At 57.6% G+C, this 15,114-nt stretch carries 13 protein-coding genes; 6 read left to right on the top strand and 7 right to left on the bottom strand.

Translation table 11 applies throughout. From position 1 onward, the window contains the following. Positions 1-19: 19 nt before the first annotated feature. The 7 genes from tssH to ACLD1X_RS25155 form a co-directional block, all read right to left on the bottom strand. Positions 20-2,623, bottom strand: coding sequence for a type VI secretion system ATPase TssH (tssH, locus tag ACLD1X_RS25185; RefSeq protein ID WP_429372383.1), 2,604 nt, complete (start codon positions 2,621-2,623; stop codon positions 20-22). Beyond that, complete coding sequence (gene tssG / locus ACLD1X_RS25180; RefSeq protein ID WP_429372381.1) at positions 2,620-3,681, bottom strand: type VI secretion system baseplate subunit TssG; 1,062 nt, start codon at positions 3,679-3,681, stop codon at positions 2,620-2,622. The genes tssH and tssG overlap by 4 nt, the downstream gene beginning before the upstream one ends. Then, positions 3,645-5,477 carry a type VI secretion system baseplate subunit TssF gene (gene tssF / locus ACLD1X_RS25175; protein ID WP_429372379.1) on the bottom strand — a complete coding sequence of 611 codons (1,833 nt, stop codon included), beginning with the start codon at positions 5,475-5,477 and terminating at the stop codon, positions 3,645-3,647. The genes tssG and tssF overlap by 37 nt, the downstream gene beginning before the upstream one ends. Beyond that, complete coding sequence (gene tssE, locus ACLD1X_RS25170) at positions 5,477-5,959, bottom strand: type VI secretion system baseplate subunit TssE (RefSeq protein ID WP_429372377.1); 483 nt, start codon at positions 5,957-5,959, stop codon at positions 5,477-5,479. The genes tssF and tssE overlap by 1 nt, the downstream gene beginning before the upstream one ends. A gap of 25 nt (positions 5,960-5,984) precedes the next feature. After that, entirely contained in the window at positions 5,985-7,487 is a 1,503-nt protein-coding gene (gene tssC / locus ACLD1X_RS25165) for a type VI secretion system contractile sheath large subunit (RefSeq protein ID WP_007978737.1), read from the bottom strand. 10 nt (positions 7,488-7,497) lie between these two features. After that, positions 7,498-8,031, bottom strand: coding sequence for a type VI secretion system contractile sheath small subunit (gene tssB, locus ACLD1X_RS25160; protein ID WP_007978739.1), 534 nt, complete (start codon positions 8,029-8,031; stop codon positions 7,498-7,500). Positions 8,032-8,099: 68 nt separating this feature from the next. Further along, positions 8,100-8,852, bottom strand: coding sequence for a hypothetical protein (locus ACLD1X_RS25155; protein WP_429372374.1), 753 nt, complete (start codon positions 8,850-8,852; stop codon positions 8,100-8,102). Between the two features lie 789 nt (positions 8,853-9,641). Between ACLD1X_RS25155 and ACLD1X_RS25150 the strand changes: the two genes are divergently transcribed. The 6 genes from ACLD1X_RS25150 to ACLD1X_RS25125 all read left to right on the top strand — a co-directional run. Further along, complete coding sequence (locus tag ACLD1X_RS25150; RefSeq protein ID WP_429372372.1) at positions 9,642-10,673, top strand: hypothetical protein; 1,032 nt, start codon at positions 9,642-9,644, stop codon at positions 10,671-10,673. Positions 10,674-10,682: 9 nt separating this feature from the next. Then, the gene (locus ACLD1X_RS25145; protein WP_429372370.1) at positions 10,683-11,402 is read left to right on the top strand and encodes a hypothetical protein; all 720 of its coding nucleotides are present in this window, start codon (positions 10,683-10,685) and stop codon (positions 11,400-11,402) included. After that, positions 11,329-12,117 (top strand): hypothetical protein, encoded by a 789-nt coding sequence (locus ACLD1X_RS25140; protein ID WP_429372368.1) that lies wholly within the window; start codon positions 11,329-11,331, stop codon positions 12,115-12,117. The genes ACLD1X_RS25145 and ACLD1X_RS25140 overlap by 74 nt, the downstream gene beginning before the upstream one ends. A gap of 53 nt (positions 12,118-12,170) precedes the next feature. Further along, entirely contained in the window at positions 12,171-14,024 is a 1,854-nt protein-coding gene (tssI, locus tag ACLD1X_RS25135; protein WP_429372366.1) for a type VI secretion system tip protein TssI/VgrG, read from the top strand. A gap of 12 nt (positions 14,025-14,036) precedes the next feature. Then, positions 14,037-14,618: a hypothetical protein gene (locus tag ACLD1X_RS25130; RefSeq protein WP_429372364.1), complete on the top strand. Its 582-nt coding sequence runs from the start codon at positions 14,037-14,039 to the stop codon at positions 14,616-14,618. 37 nt (positions 14,619-14,655) lie between these two features. Then, positions 14,656-15,114 (top strand): DcrB-related protein (locus tag ACLD1X_RS25125; protein WP_429372362.1); only part of this gene is annotated, 459 nt, incomplete at its 3' end.

The following is a 15,114-nucleotide window of genomic DNA, read 5'->3' as shown; positions in this document are numbered from 1 at the left end:
ACTACCTGTAAATGCCCGGTCAGTTCAGGCGATAGGCGAAATCGCCGTCGCTGCCCAACTCGATGTTCAAACTCTGAATCGGTTTGTCCTGTGCCATGCGCTCCAGGACCCGTTGCGCCAGCTCCGGCATCAGGGTCCTGGACAGAATGTTGTCGATGTTGCGGGCGCCGCTGTCGACCTCGGTGCAGCGCGAGGCAATGGCCTTGACCAGTGCTTCGTCATAGCTCAGGTGCGCTTGATGGTTGCGCTCGAAGCGCTGGCGAATCCGCTCCAGCTTGAGCGCGACGATGCGCTCCAGAATGGCGTCCTTGACCGGGTAGTAGGGGACGATGGTCAGGCGGCCGAGGAAGGCGGGCTTGAACACCTGGTTCAACTCGTCACGCAGCCCTTCGACGATGTCGTCCGGCGTCGGTTGTGGCTGCGCATTCAGGCACCATTGCATGATGCGGTCGGTGCCGGTGTTGGAGGTGAGGATGATCACGGTGTTGCGGAAGTTGATCTCGCGACCTTCGCCATCATCCAGCACGCCTTTGTCGAACACCTGGAAAAACAGTTCGAGCACATCCGGGTGGGCTTTCTCCACTTCATCGAGCAGCACCACGCTGTACGGCTTGCGTCGCACCGCCTCGGTCAGCACGCCGCCCTCGCCATAGCCGACGTAGCCCGGTGGTGAGCCCTTGAGGCTCGAGACCGTGTGGGCTTCCTGGTACTCGGACATGTTGATGGTGATGACGTTGCGCTCGCCGCCGTACAGGGTGTCGGCCAGCGCCAGTGCGGTTTCGGTCTTGCCGACGCCGCTCGGGCCGAGCAACAGGAATACGCCGACCGGTTTGTTCGGGTCTTCCATGCGGGCGCGGGAAATCTTGATGCGCTTGCCGATTTCGTGCAGTGCGTGGTCTTGTCCAAGCACCCGCTCGCCCAGCAATGCAGGCAGGCGCTGCACGGTTTCGATTTCGTCGCGCAGCATCTTGCCCAATGGAATGCCGGTCCAGCCGGAAATCACTTCGCCGATGGTGCCGCCATCCACCAGGGCATGCACCAGCGCTTGCTCACCCTGGACGCTGGCCAGTTCGGCGCGTACCGCGGCAATCTCCCGGGCATCCGGTGCCTGGTTCTCCGGGTGGCTGAGGGCGCCGAGTTTTTCCACCAGTTGCAGCTCGCGTTGCCATTGTTGTTCGAGGGCATCGCAGGCCTGCCGTTCGCTCAGCAGTTCGGTATTGAGGGCGGTCAGGCGGCGGGCATGGTCGCTGCCTTTGGCGGCTTCCTGCTGCAGCACCGAGATTTCCGCCTGCAGGTTGTCGATCTGGCGCTTGCAGTCTTCCAGCGGCCCCGGCTGCGCCGATTGCCCCAGGGCGACCCGGGCGCAAGCGGTGTCCAGCACGCTGACGGCCTTGTCCGGCAGTTGGCGCCCGGTGATGTAGCGATTGGACAGGCGCACGGCCTGCACCAGCGCTTCGTCCATCACCGTGACCTTGTGATGCTCCTGCATCTTGGCCAGCAGGCCGCGAAGCATGTGGATCGCCTTGTCTTCGTCCGGCTCTTCGACCTTCACTACCTGGAAGCGGCGGGCCAGTGCGGCATCTTTCTCGAAGTACTTCTTGTACTCGGCCCAGGTGGTCGCCGCGATGGTGCGCAGTTCGCCCCGGGCCAGGGCTGGCTTGAGCAGGTTGGCGGCGTCGTTCTGCCCGGCCTGACCGCCCGAGCCGATCAGCGTGTGCGCTTCGTCGATGAACAGAATGATCGGGTGCAGACTGCGTTTGGTTTCCTCGATCACCGACTTGAGGCGGTTTTCGAATTCGCCCTTCACGCCGGCTCCGGCCTGCAACAGGCCCAGGTCCAGGGTATGGATGGCAACGCCCTTGAGCACCGACGGCACGTCACCCTGGATGATGCGCAGGGCCAGGCCTTCGACCACGGCGGTTTTGCCGACGCCGGCTTCACCGGTGAGGATCGGGTTGTTCTGGCGGCGGCGGGTCAGGATGTCGACCATCTGCCGCACCTCGAACTCCCGGCCCAGCACCGGGTCGATCCGGCCCTCGCGAGCGCTTTGCGTGAGATTGATGGTGTATTGATCGAGGGCCGGGGTCTTGCCGTTGCCTTTCACCGTGCCGGTACTGGCAAGGTCGGCAGAGCCCAGCGATTTACCCGTTGCCGACTCGGTGCTGCCTTGCACCAGCGCGCTGAGATTCAGGCGCAAGTCGTCGGCGTTGATTTTCTCAAGCTCGGCGGCGCCGGCGATCACCACCCGGCGCAGTTCGTCGTCATCGAGCAGGGCTTGCAACAGATGGCCGGTGCGGATCTGCGCCTGGCCGAACTCGATGGACGCCAGGACCCATGCCTGTTCGATCATGCGGGTCAGGTGCGGCGACAGGGCCGGGGTGCGGGTATTGCCTTTCTTGAATGTCCCCAGTGCCGTCACCAACTGCGCCTGCAAGCGCTCAGGCACTACGTCGTAATGACGCAGGATCGCCGGCAGGTCGTTGTCATGGCTGTCGAGCAACTGCAACAACAGGTGCTCGATCTCGACATCGTAGTGGTGTTCCGACAGGCACAGGGCCGCGGCGCTTTCGGTGGCGGTACGGCTGGTGTCGTTCAGCTTGGCGAACAGGGACTTCAGGTTCACAGGGAGACCCCATCAAAAGGAATGTGGAAGAGGGCGCAGCGGGAAGGTTCAACGTCGACGCCCGGTCGCTTGAGCCAGCCGAGCCGACCCAGCGAAACGTTGCCCAGGCGGGCGACCGGTACGGCCTTGGGTTTGAGCTTGGGCGCCAACTGGAAGTCGAGCTCCGCACCGACATAGAAACGCACCAGCTCCAGCAGTTTCCGGTAGTCCTCGGTGCCTGGCTGCAAGCGTTGGTAGTCGGCCAGCTCCAGAGGGCCGATCTCGATGCGCACGCACGACTGGTAGTCCCAGACCCGGTTGCCGGCGACGGCGCTTTGCCCGAGCACGGCGTTCTTGCGCCCCAGTTGCGTGCATTGGCTGGCGTCGAGTTTCAGCCAGCGACCGGCAAACGGCTTGACCTTGAACGGCAGCGAAAAATAGAAAGCCAGCATCACTTCCAGGTTCAACGCGTTGCGCGGTTTCTGGGCGAACAGGCCGGAGAAATAGCTGAACAATTCGCGGCGCAGGGGCGAGCCTTGCCTGTCGAATTTCTGCTTCTGCGCCTCGGGGCCGAAACCCACCAGGTTGAGCAGGTAGCGATCGAAATCCGACGTGCCGTTGCGCTCGTACTCGATGTAGAACTTGTACTTCTGCCAGGCCTCGTAGAACAGCGTGGTCATGCGGTGCGAAAAGATGTCGAGGAAGGCGTGAGCCGCGTCATCCCGGTACTGGATATGCCGTTCGATCAACAGCTCGGTATACGGGCGCGGCAACACGCCCGAGGGCCCGACCAGCCCCATGAAGGTGACTTGCATCTCGGACAGCGGCAGGCCGGCCACCGACACCTTGCCTTCACGCTCGAACTGCAGGTCGCTGACTTCACTGGCCGGGAAGTTGAGCGACAGCTGCGAGCGAAAACGCAGGGGGTCTTCGTGCGGTCGGGTTTCCAGGTCCATGCGCCCGGTTCTGCTGTAATGCAGGCGAAGCAAACGCACCAACTGGAAAAACTCGAATCGGTGCGGCTCAGCCCGTGCCTGGTCGATCAGACCAGGGGTTGATCGCCGGTTCGCGGTGGCCATTGGACGACTCTCTTTTCACGCTGCAAGGTGCGAAGGGTTAATTGGGTAAAACTGTTCATGGAGCAGTACTGACCAAAAAAGTGATCGAGCACCATGCCGAACAGGAACACACCGCTGCCGGTGTACTGGCTTTCATCGAAATTGAGGGTGATGCCGACGCCGCGCACGAAGTTCGGCCGCGGGTGGCCGATGCGCGCGACCACAGGTTCGCTGCTCACCGAGACGATGCCATTGATCTGTTTGCGGATCGCCGACACGTTGCGGTAGTTGTAGAGCGACAACAGCTCCAGCAGCACTTCGCGACCCTGCGACACCAGCGACATGTGGTTCAGCGACAGGTGCGAAATCAGCCGCCAGATCACGCCGTTGCCCAGGGGCACACGCGCGGTGGCGGTGGGCTTGCGCAGGCAACGGATGTCCTGGATCACCGTGTTGCCCAGGATGCTGAATTCACCGCGCTCACCACCGAAAGGCAGCATCAAGGGCAGGTCGCGGTTACTGCAGGTCAGGCGGATACTCAGGGCATCGTTGTTGGCCTCCATCAGCCCCAGTTCGCGATCCACCACCCGGATGAACACATTCGAGCCATCGCGCTGGCCGGACTGTACGGCCCGACGCCGGGCAATCCAGAAACTCTGGCCCGGGCCTTGGTCGCCACGGGGCTCGAAAAACGGATGGCAGGTGCCCACATGATCGATATCGCCGACCTTGCGCACGCGCTGCACGCGATCGATGGACACCACTTCGGCCAAACCATGCAGGCGCACATCCGGCGTCACGGCGTACTCGTGCTGCGCGTGGGTCAGCTTGATCGGCTCGGCCTGCTGGCGGAACAGGTTGATGATCGGCGTGCAATTGAGCTTGAAGTTATTGCGCCCGATGTTTTGCGTCAGACGCGCCAGGCGGTCGCTCAGGTCGTAGTCGGAGAAGTAGAAATTGACCTCGATTTTCTTCAGGTCTTTTCCCGCCAGAATGCGCGCAAAGCCTGACAGGTCGAAGAACATGAACTTGTCGGGGAAGGTGAAGTACTCGTGCAGCAACCGGTAGCCGAGGAACGAGCGCTCCGAGTAGTCCACCAGGCCTTCGTCCAGACCGTAACCGACGGCCTTCAACGCGTTGGCGGCAAAGGCCACCTCGCGGGTGCGCCCCTGATCTTCGAAGGTCAGCGTGGCCTTGGCCAGGTTGTTGAACAGCAGTTCGTACAGTTGCAGCATCAACGTGCTTTCGCCGTCGAGGAAGAACCGCAGGCTGTCCAGTTCCAGCTTGCCGAACATCACGTCGGAGGTCGCCACCAGGCCGATGCGCAAGCGCGCAACCAGGTCAGCGCTGTGGCCGTTGAACGCCGAGCGTTCCATCTCGATGAACGATGCCTGTTGCACCGCCACCGGCCACAATTCGACCGGGTAGCAGGTGCGGAATTTACACACCACGCCATCGATCGGGTTGGCACAGAGTTCGGTATGCCGGGGTACACGGTAAGCTTCGGTGACTTTTTCCTGCTTGCCCTGGTTGAACTCGACGATCGACATCGAGGGGGTAGGGCGCAGGTAGTGCGGGTACAGCACTTCGAGAAACGACTCGACGATTTCCGGCAACTCGTCGTCGAGTTTCTTGTGCACCCGCGCAGAGAGGAACGAAAACGCTTCGATCAAGCGCTCGGTATGCGGGTCTTCGCAGTTATCGCCTTCGATGAGCAACCGCGAAGCGATCTTCGGATACTGGCTCGCAAACTCCTGGCCCAAAAAGCGCAGGTGCGACAGTTCCTTTTCGTAGTAGGGCAGCAGATCGTCGGGCATCAGTTGAGGTTCTGCACTTTGTATTCCTGGGTGTTGACCTGCAGCACCGCGTCGAAGGACACCTGACGGGTGACGTCCTGCAGGCGCAGGACCGCGTCCACGCGAAAGGTCAGCATGCGTTGGCCGGTCTGTTGGGCGAGCAGTTGGACCTTGACGCTGTGAAAGCGCCGGTCGCCGACCGAGATCGCTTTCTCCAGTTGCCGCTGGATCAACAGGCGATCCGCGGGATCAAGCACACTGCGGCTGGTGAAATCCGGCATGCCATAGTCGAGGATGCTGCCGCTCAGATTGACGAAACCTTCCAGCTCGTTGGCGACCAGGGACTGGCGGGTGTTGACCAGGATTTCCAGGTCGCGAACGATGCTGGCCTTGTAATCGGCCAGCGAACACAAGCGCTGCGATGACGCTTCGATGGACTGATGCGGACGATCGTCCAGCAATCGGTCCAGCAGTGATGGCAACAGCTTGTGTCGACTTGACATGGTGCCTCCCTGGCAATGTGTTCGATCAGCCGCGGGTCGATTGCGGCAATTCAGCGACCAGGCGCAACGAAGCGGTCAGCTCGTCCAGTTGATAGTGCGGGCGCAGGTAGGTCACGGCCTTGTACACCCCCGGCTTGCCCGGCACCTCGAACACCTCGGCGCGTGCTTCGCGCAACGGGAACTTGGCCTTGGCTTCCTGGCTCGCGGTGTCGTCCAGCAGCACATAGCTCGACAGCCACTTGTTGAGGAACAGCTCGACGTCCTTGCGTGAGGCGAAGCTGCCGATCTTGTCGCGCATGATCGCCTTCATGTAGTGGGCGATGCGCGAAGTGGCGAAGATGTATTGCAACTGCGCGGACAGCCGGGCGTTGGCGTTGGCGATGTCGGTGTTGTACTGCTTCTGCTTCTGCGCCGACTGGGTGCCGAAGAACGCGGCGTAGTCGGTGCCTTTGCAGTGCACCAGCGGAATGAAACCGAGGTCCGACAGCTCTTTTTCACGGCGGTCGGTGATGGCGATTTCGGTCGGGCACTTGAGGGCGATTTCACCGTCATCGGTCTTGAACGTGTGGGTCGGCAGACCTTCCACCAGACCGCCACCCTCGACACCACGGATCGCCACGCACCAGCCGTAACGGGAAAACGCATCGGTGACCCGGGTGCCCAGCGCGTAGGCGGCGTTCATCCACAGGTACTTGTTGTGGTCGCGGCCATCGACGCTTTCGACAAAGTTGAATTCCTCGACCGGCGTGGTATCCGGGCCGTAAGGCAGGCGACCGAGCACGTGGGGCAGGGTCAGGCCGACATAACGCGAGTCTTCGCTGGCGCGGAAGGACTTCCACTTGGCGTATTCGACGGTGTCGAAGATCTTCGCCAGATCCCGTGGGCCGGACATGTCGGTGAACGAATCCCAGCCGAACAGCTCGGGCGAGGCCGCCGAGATGAACGGCGCATGGGCGGCCGCGGCGACGTGGGAAATCTCTTCGAGCAGGTACATGTCTTCCGGGCTACGGTTGAACTCGTAGTCACCCAGCAGCATGCCGAACGGTGCACCGCCGAAGGTGCCGTATTCTTCTTCGTAGATCTTCTTGAACAGCGCGCTCTGGTCGAATTCGGAAGCGGCCTTGAGGTCGCGCACCAGGTCTTTCTTCGACGCATTGAGCAAGTGGATCTTCAGCGTGGTGCTGGTCTCGGTCTGGTCGACCTGATACTTCAGGCCGCGCCAGGACGCTTCCAGCTGCTGGAATTCACTGGCGTGCATGATCTCGTTCATCTGCTCGGAGAGCATCGCGTCGATCTCGGCGATGCGCGCATCGAGCACGGCGATCAGGTCCTTGCTCGGCGTCATTTCGCCTTCCAGGATCTGGTTGACCAACTCGCCGATCAGGTCGCGGGTACGGGTGCGCTCGGTCTCGGAGCGGGCCACGCGGCTTTCGGAAATGATGCTGTCGAGCAACGAGGATTGCGCGGTGAAGCTGTCCACTTCGACCAGCGTGCTGTCCTGTTGAGTCACGGTTTGCTTGTCGTTCATCGTCAGGCTCCTACGCTTTGCCGTCGGTGGCTGGAACGGCGGCTTCACGGCCGAATTCCTTGCCCAGGGTTTTCAGCTTCTCGGTGTTCTGCAACACGTCCATCAACAGCTCTTCGAGCTTGTCGTTGCCGCCCATCTTGTTGCGCAGGTCCGCCAGCTTGTTGCGCACTTCCAGCAATTTGCGCAGCGGCTCGACCTGCTTGACCACGTTCTGCGGTTCGAAGTCTTCGAGGGCGTTGAAGTTGAGCTCGACGCCAAGCTGCGTGCCGTTCTTCGCCAGGGTGTTGTCGACGCGGTAGGTCAGGCGCGGCTTGATGCCCTTGAGCACGCCGTTGAAGTTGTCGCGGTCGATGAAAATGAACTTGCGGTCCTTGAGCTTCGGCAGCGGCTCCAGCGGGTTGCCGGAGAAATCGCCCAGCACACCGACGACAAAGGGCAACTCTTTCTTTTCCTGAGCGTCACCGATATCCACGTCGTAGGTGATATGGACCCGAGGCGCGCGAACGCGGTCGAGTTTGTGCTGGGTACTTTCCTTCTTCGCCATCGTGATCTCCTGTGCGAACAATTCACTGCAAGTCGTTTGCGTGTCGGTTCAATGGGTGGCCGAGCGCGTTACATTCCTTCGATCGTCAGCAGCAGGCGCTGACGAATTTCATCGTTCATTTCCATGATGTTTGCGTGGCCCACCAACTCCTCGAAGCTGGTGTTGCCGGCGATCTGGGTGCTGCTGCGGATCACGGCCTCGTCAGGCAATTGCGAGCGAACCGGCGAGCTGATGACGCAAAAGGGCAGGTCGCCGAAGTCCTTCAGGCGTTCGAAACTGACGGGAAAACGCAGGCCTTCGAGCAGGCGGCTCAGGCCCGGTGACTTGCTCAGGCAGTAGAACAGCACCAGGTAATGCACGACGAAGCGATACAGCTCGGCGCTGCTGCGATTGGGGTCCTTGATCACGGTGCGGAAACGGGCCAGGTCGAACGAACTGAACCCGACCACCCAGCGCACGGGGCTGGTGATGCGAATGGATTGACCGCTCTGGGACAGCACCTTGTCGTACTCCAGCGCAAACAGTTGCGGGGTGGTACTGAGCAGGTTGAGAGGCACTTCGAGTTCGTTGACCAACTGAAATGGAGCGGCCGAACCGATGCGGTCGTAGAGCTCCTTGAGTTCCTTGAAATGGTGCTGGGTCTCGCGTCCGCTGCTGCGTTGCGCACCCTGCAGGTATTCACCGAAAAACGCCTGCGGACGAATCAGCAAGGCCAGGGTCGCCAGGTAGTCCGAAGCCTGCGCCTTGAGCGCATCGGAAATGGCCCGGGTCTGGCTTCGCAGCTTGATCAATGCTTCAACATCAAAAAACGTCTGAGTCATCGGTACATCATCCTTGAACACTCCACGTCCGCTAACCGGATCAATCCGGGTGTGAAGAGCTACTAATTTCTCGATTGAACACCTGTCCACGAGTTGTGATTGCTGATGTTTGACATCAAAAAATCACACTGCCAGGAATGTTTGGAAGTGCGATGCTGGCATATGGATATTGAGTTGCCAGTAACCTCGTGTAGGGCAATACCGATGTCGAGAAGTTCACATGGGGCCGGATTTTTTCTTGTTTTTGATACAGGTCGCAATGCTGTCTCGGTGCCACTACGTGTAGGAAATTACTTACAAGCCTTTCTGAAACCCAACAGGCGCAAGGGTTTGGCGAGTGTGTTGGATCCAATTTTTAGTTCAAATTAAATTGTAAATAGGTGAACCGGTTCACCTGCCAGACGGGTTCAGTCGCGTAATGAAGCACAAGCAGCGGGTAGTGAGAGGTTTTGCACCGGCGACAGTGATGGCGCTGACGTCGTGGACGAAATTCCTCAACAAGAAAAACCGGGTTGACACCGAGTGTTGCATGGGTGTTTCCTTTCGCACGTATTCAAGTCTCGGCTTGACAAACTGTGATGTGTTTCTCGTTTTTTAATATGCCCGGAATTTTTGGCGGGTAGGGTCATCACATCCCGGAGCAGCTTGGCCGGATCAGTTGGTCGTTATTGTTGTTTTCTGGAGAGAGGCTTCAGTTAGTTGCGTGTGACGCGCTGAAAGTGAGCAGGGCATTACACGGGGATAGTTTCCTACGGAACTTTCTGATCGGCAGGTATAGGAGAAAGGAACATGGACGAAAGGTTTTTACCCTGCACAGTGGCCAATCCTCGCGGAGCACGCCAACAAGCCGGATTGATCGGTGGCGGCAATCTTCCATTTCCCAGCGAGATTGCCTCGCGCGCTTTTCCTGCAGCGCAGAATTTTGCCGGTTACTATGCGACCAGTGATTACAACGCGGCGATGTTTCTTGCCCATGAACTGGCTTCGCCCGAATTGGACATGTCGCCGAGTGAGGCGCAAGAGTCTGCACAGTTACTGCGCTCGTTAATCAGAAACCTGGGTACGGCAGTCAACGTTTCCATTGAAGCGCTGAAAGAACTGCAAAGAACCGCACAGTCAATTCCGGGGATTGGCGACTTGATGTTTTCTCCGGCTAATTTACCTGGCACGTTGGTCAGTGCAGGAAACACTGTGGCCGCATTGGCCAGATCTAAATCGACGGTCGACTTTTTGGATATTTCGGAATCCGAGAAAAAAAAACTGATCAACTGGGCGAACAGTCGGGGTAAGGCGAACTCGATATCGGCTAAAAAAGCTTTCAAAGGAAAGATTAAGTTAATCAGGATTGCAGGCCAGTTGGTGTTTGAAGTGCCGATTACCGCCCGGGCACAAAGTTACAAGGTGCTCGGTCAGGTCGGGTCTCAAGTTGCTCATGTACCGGCCTATGGAACGAAGGCTGCACTTAATAAGCGTGCAATGTTGCATGCCGGAGGCGCAACGGGAGCACTGAAATTTATGTCGGGTAATACGGTGGGAGTAGCGTTAGCCATTGGGCCGCAGGCGTATCTTGATTATTCAAGTTCGACAACGATGGATGAATTTTATAGGAAGTCTGTTTATAGCCAGCCTACTAACGTTGCATCGCTTGCTGCCGGGAGCGCCGGAAGTGCGTTGGTTATTTTTGCATTTGGTATTGGATCAGCCGGGGCAGCGCCCCTTGCACTGGTTCTTGCAGTCGGCTGGGGGGTTGGATTGCTAGCGCAAGCGGGTATGAGTTATACAGGGGTCGACAAAAAAATTGGAGATTACTTAACAAAATGAAAATTTATTATGATTGATTCGCAAACTATGAAAAAAGGTAGTTGGTTGGTCTTTTGTTCGGTGACGTTTTTGAGTGCTCTGGGGCCATCCAACATAGAGTATTACTGGTGGGGGTATTTGTTTTTTTGCGCTTTGTTTTTTTCTTGGACTTTATACTTGATCTATGTGTGTGAAAGCTATGTTGTTTATTTGGTGACGGTGCTGACAGCTACGATCGGTATTTTTTCTTTCCTTGCCAGCGGGTTGGCATACCTTTCTGCTTCAAATGTTTTGGGTGAGACAAGTGTTTTGGCTATTGCAGTTGGATTGTCTCCGGCGATTCTAGTTTTTGCAGTGTTCGCTATAGTGTATTTTAGCAAGCCATCATTTTTCCCTTTTGAATGCACAAATAATAAGATTGCTGTGCGTGCGCGAAAGCAAAGTAAGCAAAAGTACAATATTGGTTTTATAGCAGGCGTTACGACGTTGATAGGTGGTGTATTTCTTAAGTCGGTTGATGCGCTTACCATAGATGTAGTTGCTGTTTCAATTTGCACCGGCTGTTCTGTCGCCATATTAATTTTGCTGCGACACACCGTTCGAGGTCTTCGCACGCTCCGTATTCAAGAACGCAACATGGATGTTCCTTTCACCTTCATGGAAATTGACGAAATACGTGAAGCCCGCCACCGCTGGTGGTTGGGCAGATTTTTTAAGTGGATTCTTTCTTTGCGCGAGTCTCATGATTAATGCACAAACTATAAAAAAAGGCGGTTGGATTAACGTTATTTCGGTTGCCTTTTTTGGGGTTTTTGGACCGTTAACCTTTGAAGGTTGGTGGTGGTATTTATTTCTTGTCGTTATTTCTTTTGGTTTTAGTCTGTATTTGATTTACTGCTGTGAGAGGTTTGTTGTGTTTCTGTCGGTGGTGTTGTTGGTAGGGGTAATTATTTTTCCTTATATTGCCAGCTGTTTGGCGTACTTGATCGCTTCAGAGTTTTTTGGCAGGGGTGATCTTAGGTCTGTATCCATTGGAATAGCACCGATTACCATCGTGCTTTTGGTGTTTGTAGTGATTTTTTATAGTAAATCATCGTTCTTTCCTTTCGAATGCATAGGCAATAGGGTCGCAGCCCGGCCAAAAAAAGTTGTGAATGCCAAGAGCTATAACCTCGGATTAATTTCAGGTGTGTCGACGCTCACAGGCAGTATTTTTCTGAAGTCGGTGGGTGCAGATACGGGCGGCATGGTTGCGGTGGTAGGCTGCACGGGGTTTTCTGTAATTATTTTGTTTTACTTACGCCATAGCATCCGCGGTCTCCGCACCCTCCGTATCCGTGAACGCAAAATGCTCACCCCCTACACCTTCATGCAAATCGACGAAATTCGCGAAGCCCGCAGCCGCTGGTGGCTGGGCCGATTATTTAAGTGGATGGCTTCCCTGCACCAGTCGACAGGTTCCTGACGGCCAAACGTTAATGCAGCGATTGCCCGAATATTGATTTACAGGAGTTACATATGACAATGGACCTATCATCCCTGTTTTCCGCGCAGAACCGGCGCCTGTTCAAACTGACCATGCCGCTCAAAAGTGGCCAGGAACTGCTGCTTGAATCCTTCGTCGGGCACGAGGGCCTGTCGATGGAGTTCGGCTTCCAGCTGGACCTGTTGTCCGATGATGCCAGTGTTAAGCTCAAAAGTGCGATGGGGCAGTCGGCGACGATCGAGATCGAACTGGCTACGGGCGCGAGCCGCTTTATCAACGGGCATGTATTGCGTTTCGGCAGTAATGGTAGTGACGGTGGGATGTGTCGTTATTCGGCGCTTATCGGTTCCTGGCTCAGTTTGCTTGAGCAGCGGTTCGACTCGCAGATTTTCCAGGACCAAACGGTCGAGCAAGTGATTACCGAGGTGTTCAGCCGTTATGAAGGGCTGGCCAAGTTCGAGTTTCGCATCAACCGCACGCTCAAACCCCATAGCTACATCACTCAGTATCGGGAAAGTGATCGGCATTTCGTGATGCGTCTGCTGGAGCACGAAGGGCTGTTCTATTACTACGAGCACACCGCCGATAGCCATACGTTGATCATCATGGATGACTCAACCCAGTTGCCTGCACTGGCAGAGCAACCTCAAGTGCGTTTTCATACGGCGTCCATTACTGAATCAGCGGACTCGATCACCTATTGGAACGCAGTGCGGGAGTTGCAGTCGAGCAAGATAGCGGTTCAGACATTCGACTACCGTCAGCCGCAAAACCGTCTTCCAGTGACCATGAAAAGTCTCAATCAGCAGGGCGATGTTCCGGCGTACGAGATTTACGATTTCATGGGCCAGTACACCCATGGGAACTACGATGATGGCGAAGTGTTGGTGCGCAATCGCATCGAGGCACTGGAACTCAAAGGCAAGGAGTTTGCCGGTGGGAGCAATTGCCGGGCGATGCGCCCCGGCTACACGTTCGAACTCACGCAGCACTACGAGCACGATAATGGCTCGCTTGAAGACCGACAGTTTCTGCTGATGAGCGTCCAGCATCGGGGCAGCAATAATTATCTGTCCGGCGGACAGGCGGGTTATGCCAACGATTTTTTTTGCGTGCGCAAGAAAATCAAGTTTCGACCTCAAATGGATACCCTGACCCCCGTCATATCCGGCCCCCAAACTGCCATCGTCGTCGGCCCACCCGGCGAGGAGATCTACACCGACGAACTGGGCCGGGTAAAAGTGCAGTTCCACTGGGACCGCTACGGCGAGTTCAACGACAAGAGCTCCTGCTGGGTGCGTGTCGCGCAGTCCGGCGCCAGTGGTGGCTTCGGCAGCATCCAGATTCCCCGTGTGGGTGATGAAGTCGTGGTGGTGTTCCTCGACGGCAACCCCGACCGCCCGCTGGTCATGGGCAGCCTCTACAACAGCCAGAACACCCCGCCGTGGTCGTTACCGGCGAACAAGACGCAGAGCGGGTTTCTGACGCGGTCGATGAAGGGCAACGGTGGTACGGCAAACTTCTTCCGCTTCGAAGACAAGGCCGGTGCCGAGCAGATCGTCATGCACGCCGAGCGCAACATGGACACCGAGATCGAGGTCGACGAGACCCACAATGTCGGCAGCAACCGCACGATCACCGTCGGTGGCACGCACACCGAAACGATCAGGAAAGACACGGTGATGAATGTCCAGGAAGGCTCGCTGACGATTCAGGTCGACAAGCAGTTCATTCAGGTCAGTGCCAACCAGCACATCATTCTTCAGGTCGGGGACAGCAGCATTACGCTCACTCCGGACGGCATCGAGATCAAAGGCAAGGCGATCACCACGACGAGCACCGGCACGACCCAGATCACCGGTTCCGAGGTCAGGGTCAATGATTGAGGTAACGGCGCCATGACCAGAGTCAGTCTCTACGATCGCATTTCCGAAAAGCGTGAAGCGCGAGAGGAGGCCGAACGCCTTGCGCAGCAGAACGCGCTCCTCGTCCAGCCTGAGCCCGAGCCGGAACCCGAGCCTGTGGTGGCGCTGCAAGACACACCCAGCAGCTTCACCTTCGGTGGTTTCAACCTGGCATTCCCGACGGGGTTCAATTTTCGCGAGGTCCAGACCACCCTCGAGCACCAGGGCGAGCCGGTCAGCCTGACGATCAGGCGCCTTGATGTGCAACAGGGGCAGACCCTGGAGCAGCTTTTCGAGGACTCGGTGCAGGTGCTTCGCCAGGTGCATCCGGACCTGCGCATGATCCGCCAGCGTGATGTCAGCGTGGCCGGCAGTGCGGCGAAGGCCGTGGATCTGCATTTCAAGTCCGGTCACGCCGATCGTCACGCGCGCCTGGTGGGTGCCTTGGTGCCCGTCGCCGGGCGTGACGATGTGCAATGGCTGAGTATCGCTTGCGAGATTGATCCGGCCCGGCCCGCGCTCAGTCTCTGGCTGGCTGATTTTGACGGCATGCTCGACGGCCTTGCTGTCCGCTGAACACCCGATTTTTTTTGATTCAAGGAAGTTACCCAAAATGGATTATGAGTTGCAGGAAGGCAGCATCGTGTTGCCGCAAGGTTTCCAGGACCGCACGGTCAACATGTTTGTGTTGGGGGCGAGTATTCCAGCGCCGTTGAGCATCACCATTTCCCGGGACGCGTTGCTGCCCGGCGAGGTGCTCAAGGCCTACGTCGAGCGTCAGATCAAGATGCTCGCGTCCAGGCTGCGCGGCTACACGCTGTTGGGCAAGAAGGCCGTTGCGCTGTCGACCTCGGCGCCGATCGAGGGTGTGCAGATCGATGCGTACTACATGACCGATGGCCGACCTTTCTATCAGCGCCAGGCGGCGTTTCTGATTACGCCGGGACGCGCGATCATTTTTTCCACCACAGCCCAGGCTGACTTCAGCAGCGAGCAGAACCAGAACTGGATTGACCTGCTGGCGAGCTTTCAGCCTCGCCAGCCCGGCGGCCCCAAGACCGACTCCAGCGCA

Source organism: Pseudomonas sp. 18173 (genome assembly GCF_050432945.1).
GTDB lineage: Bacteria > Pseudomonadota > Gammaproteobacteria > Pseudomonadales > Pseudomonadaceae > Aquipseudomonas.
The sequence above is the reverse complement of the archived record's forward strand: the minus strand, read 5'-3'. Positions and strand labels throughout refer to the sequence as shown.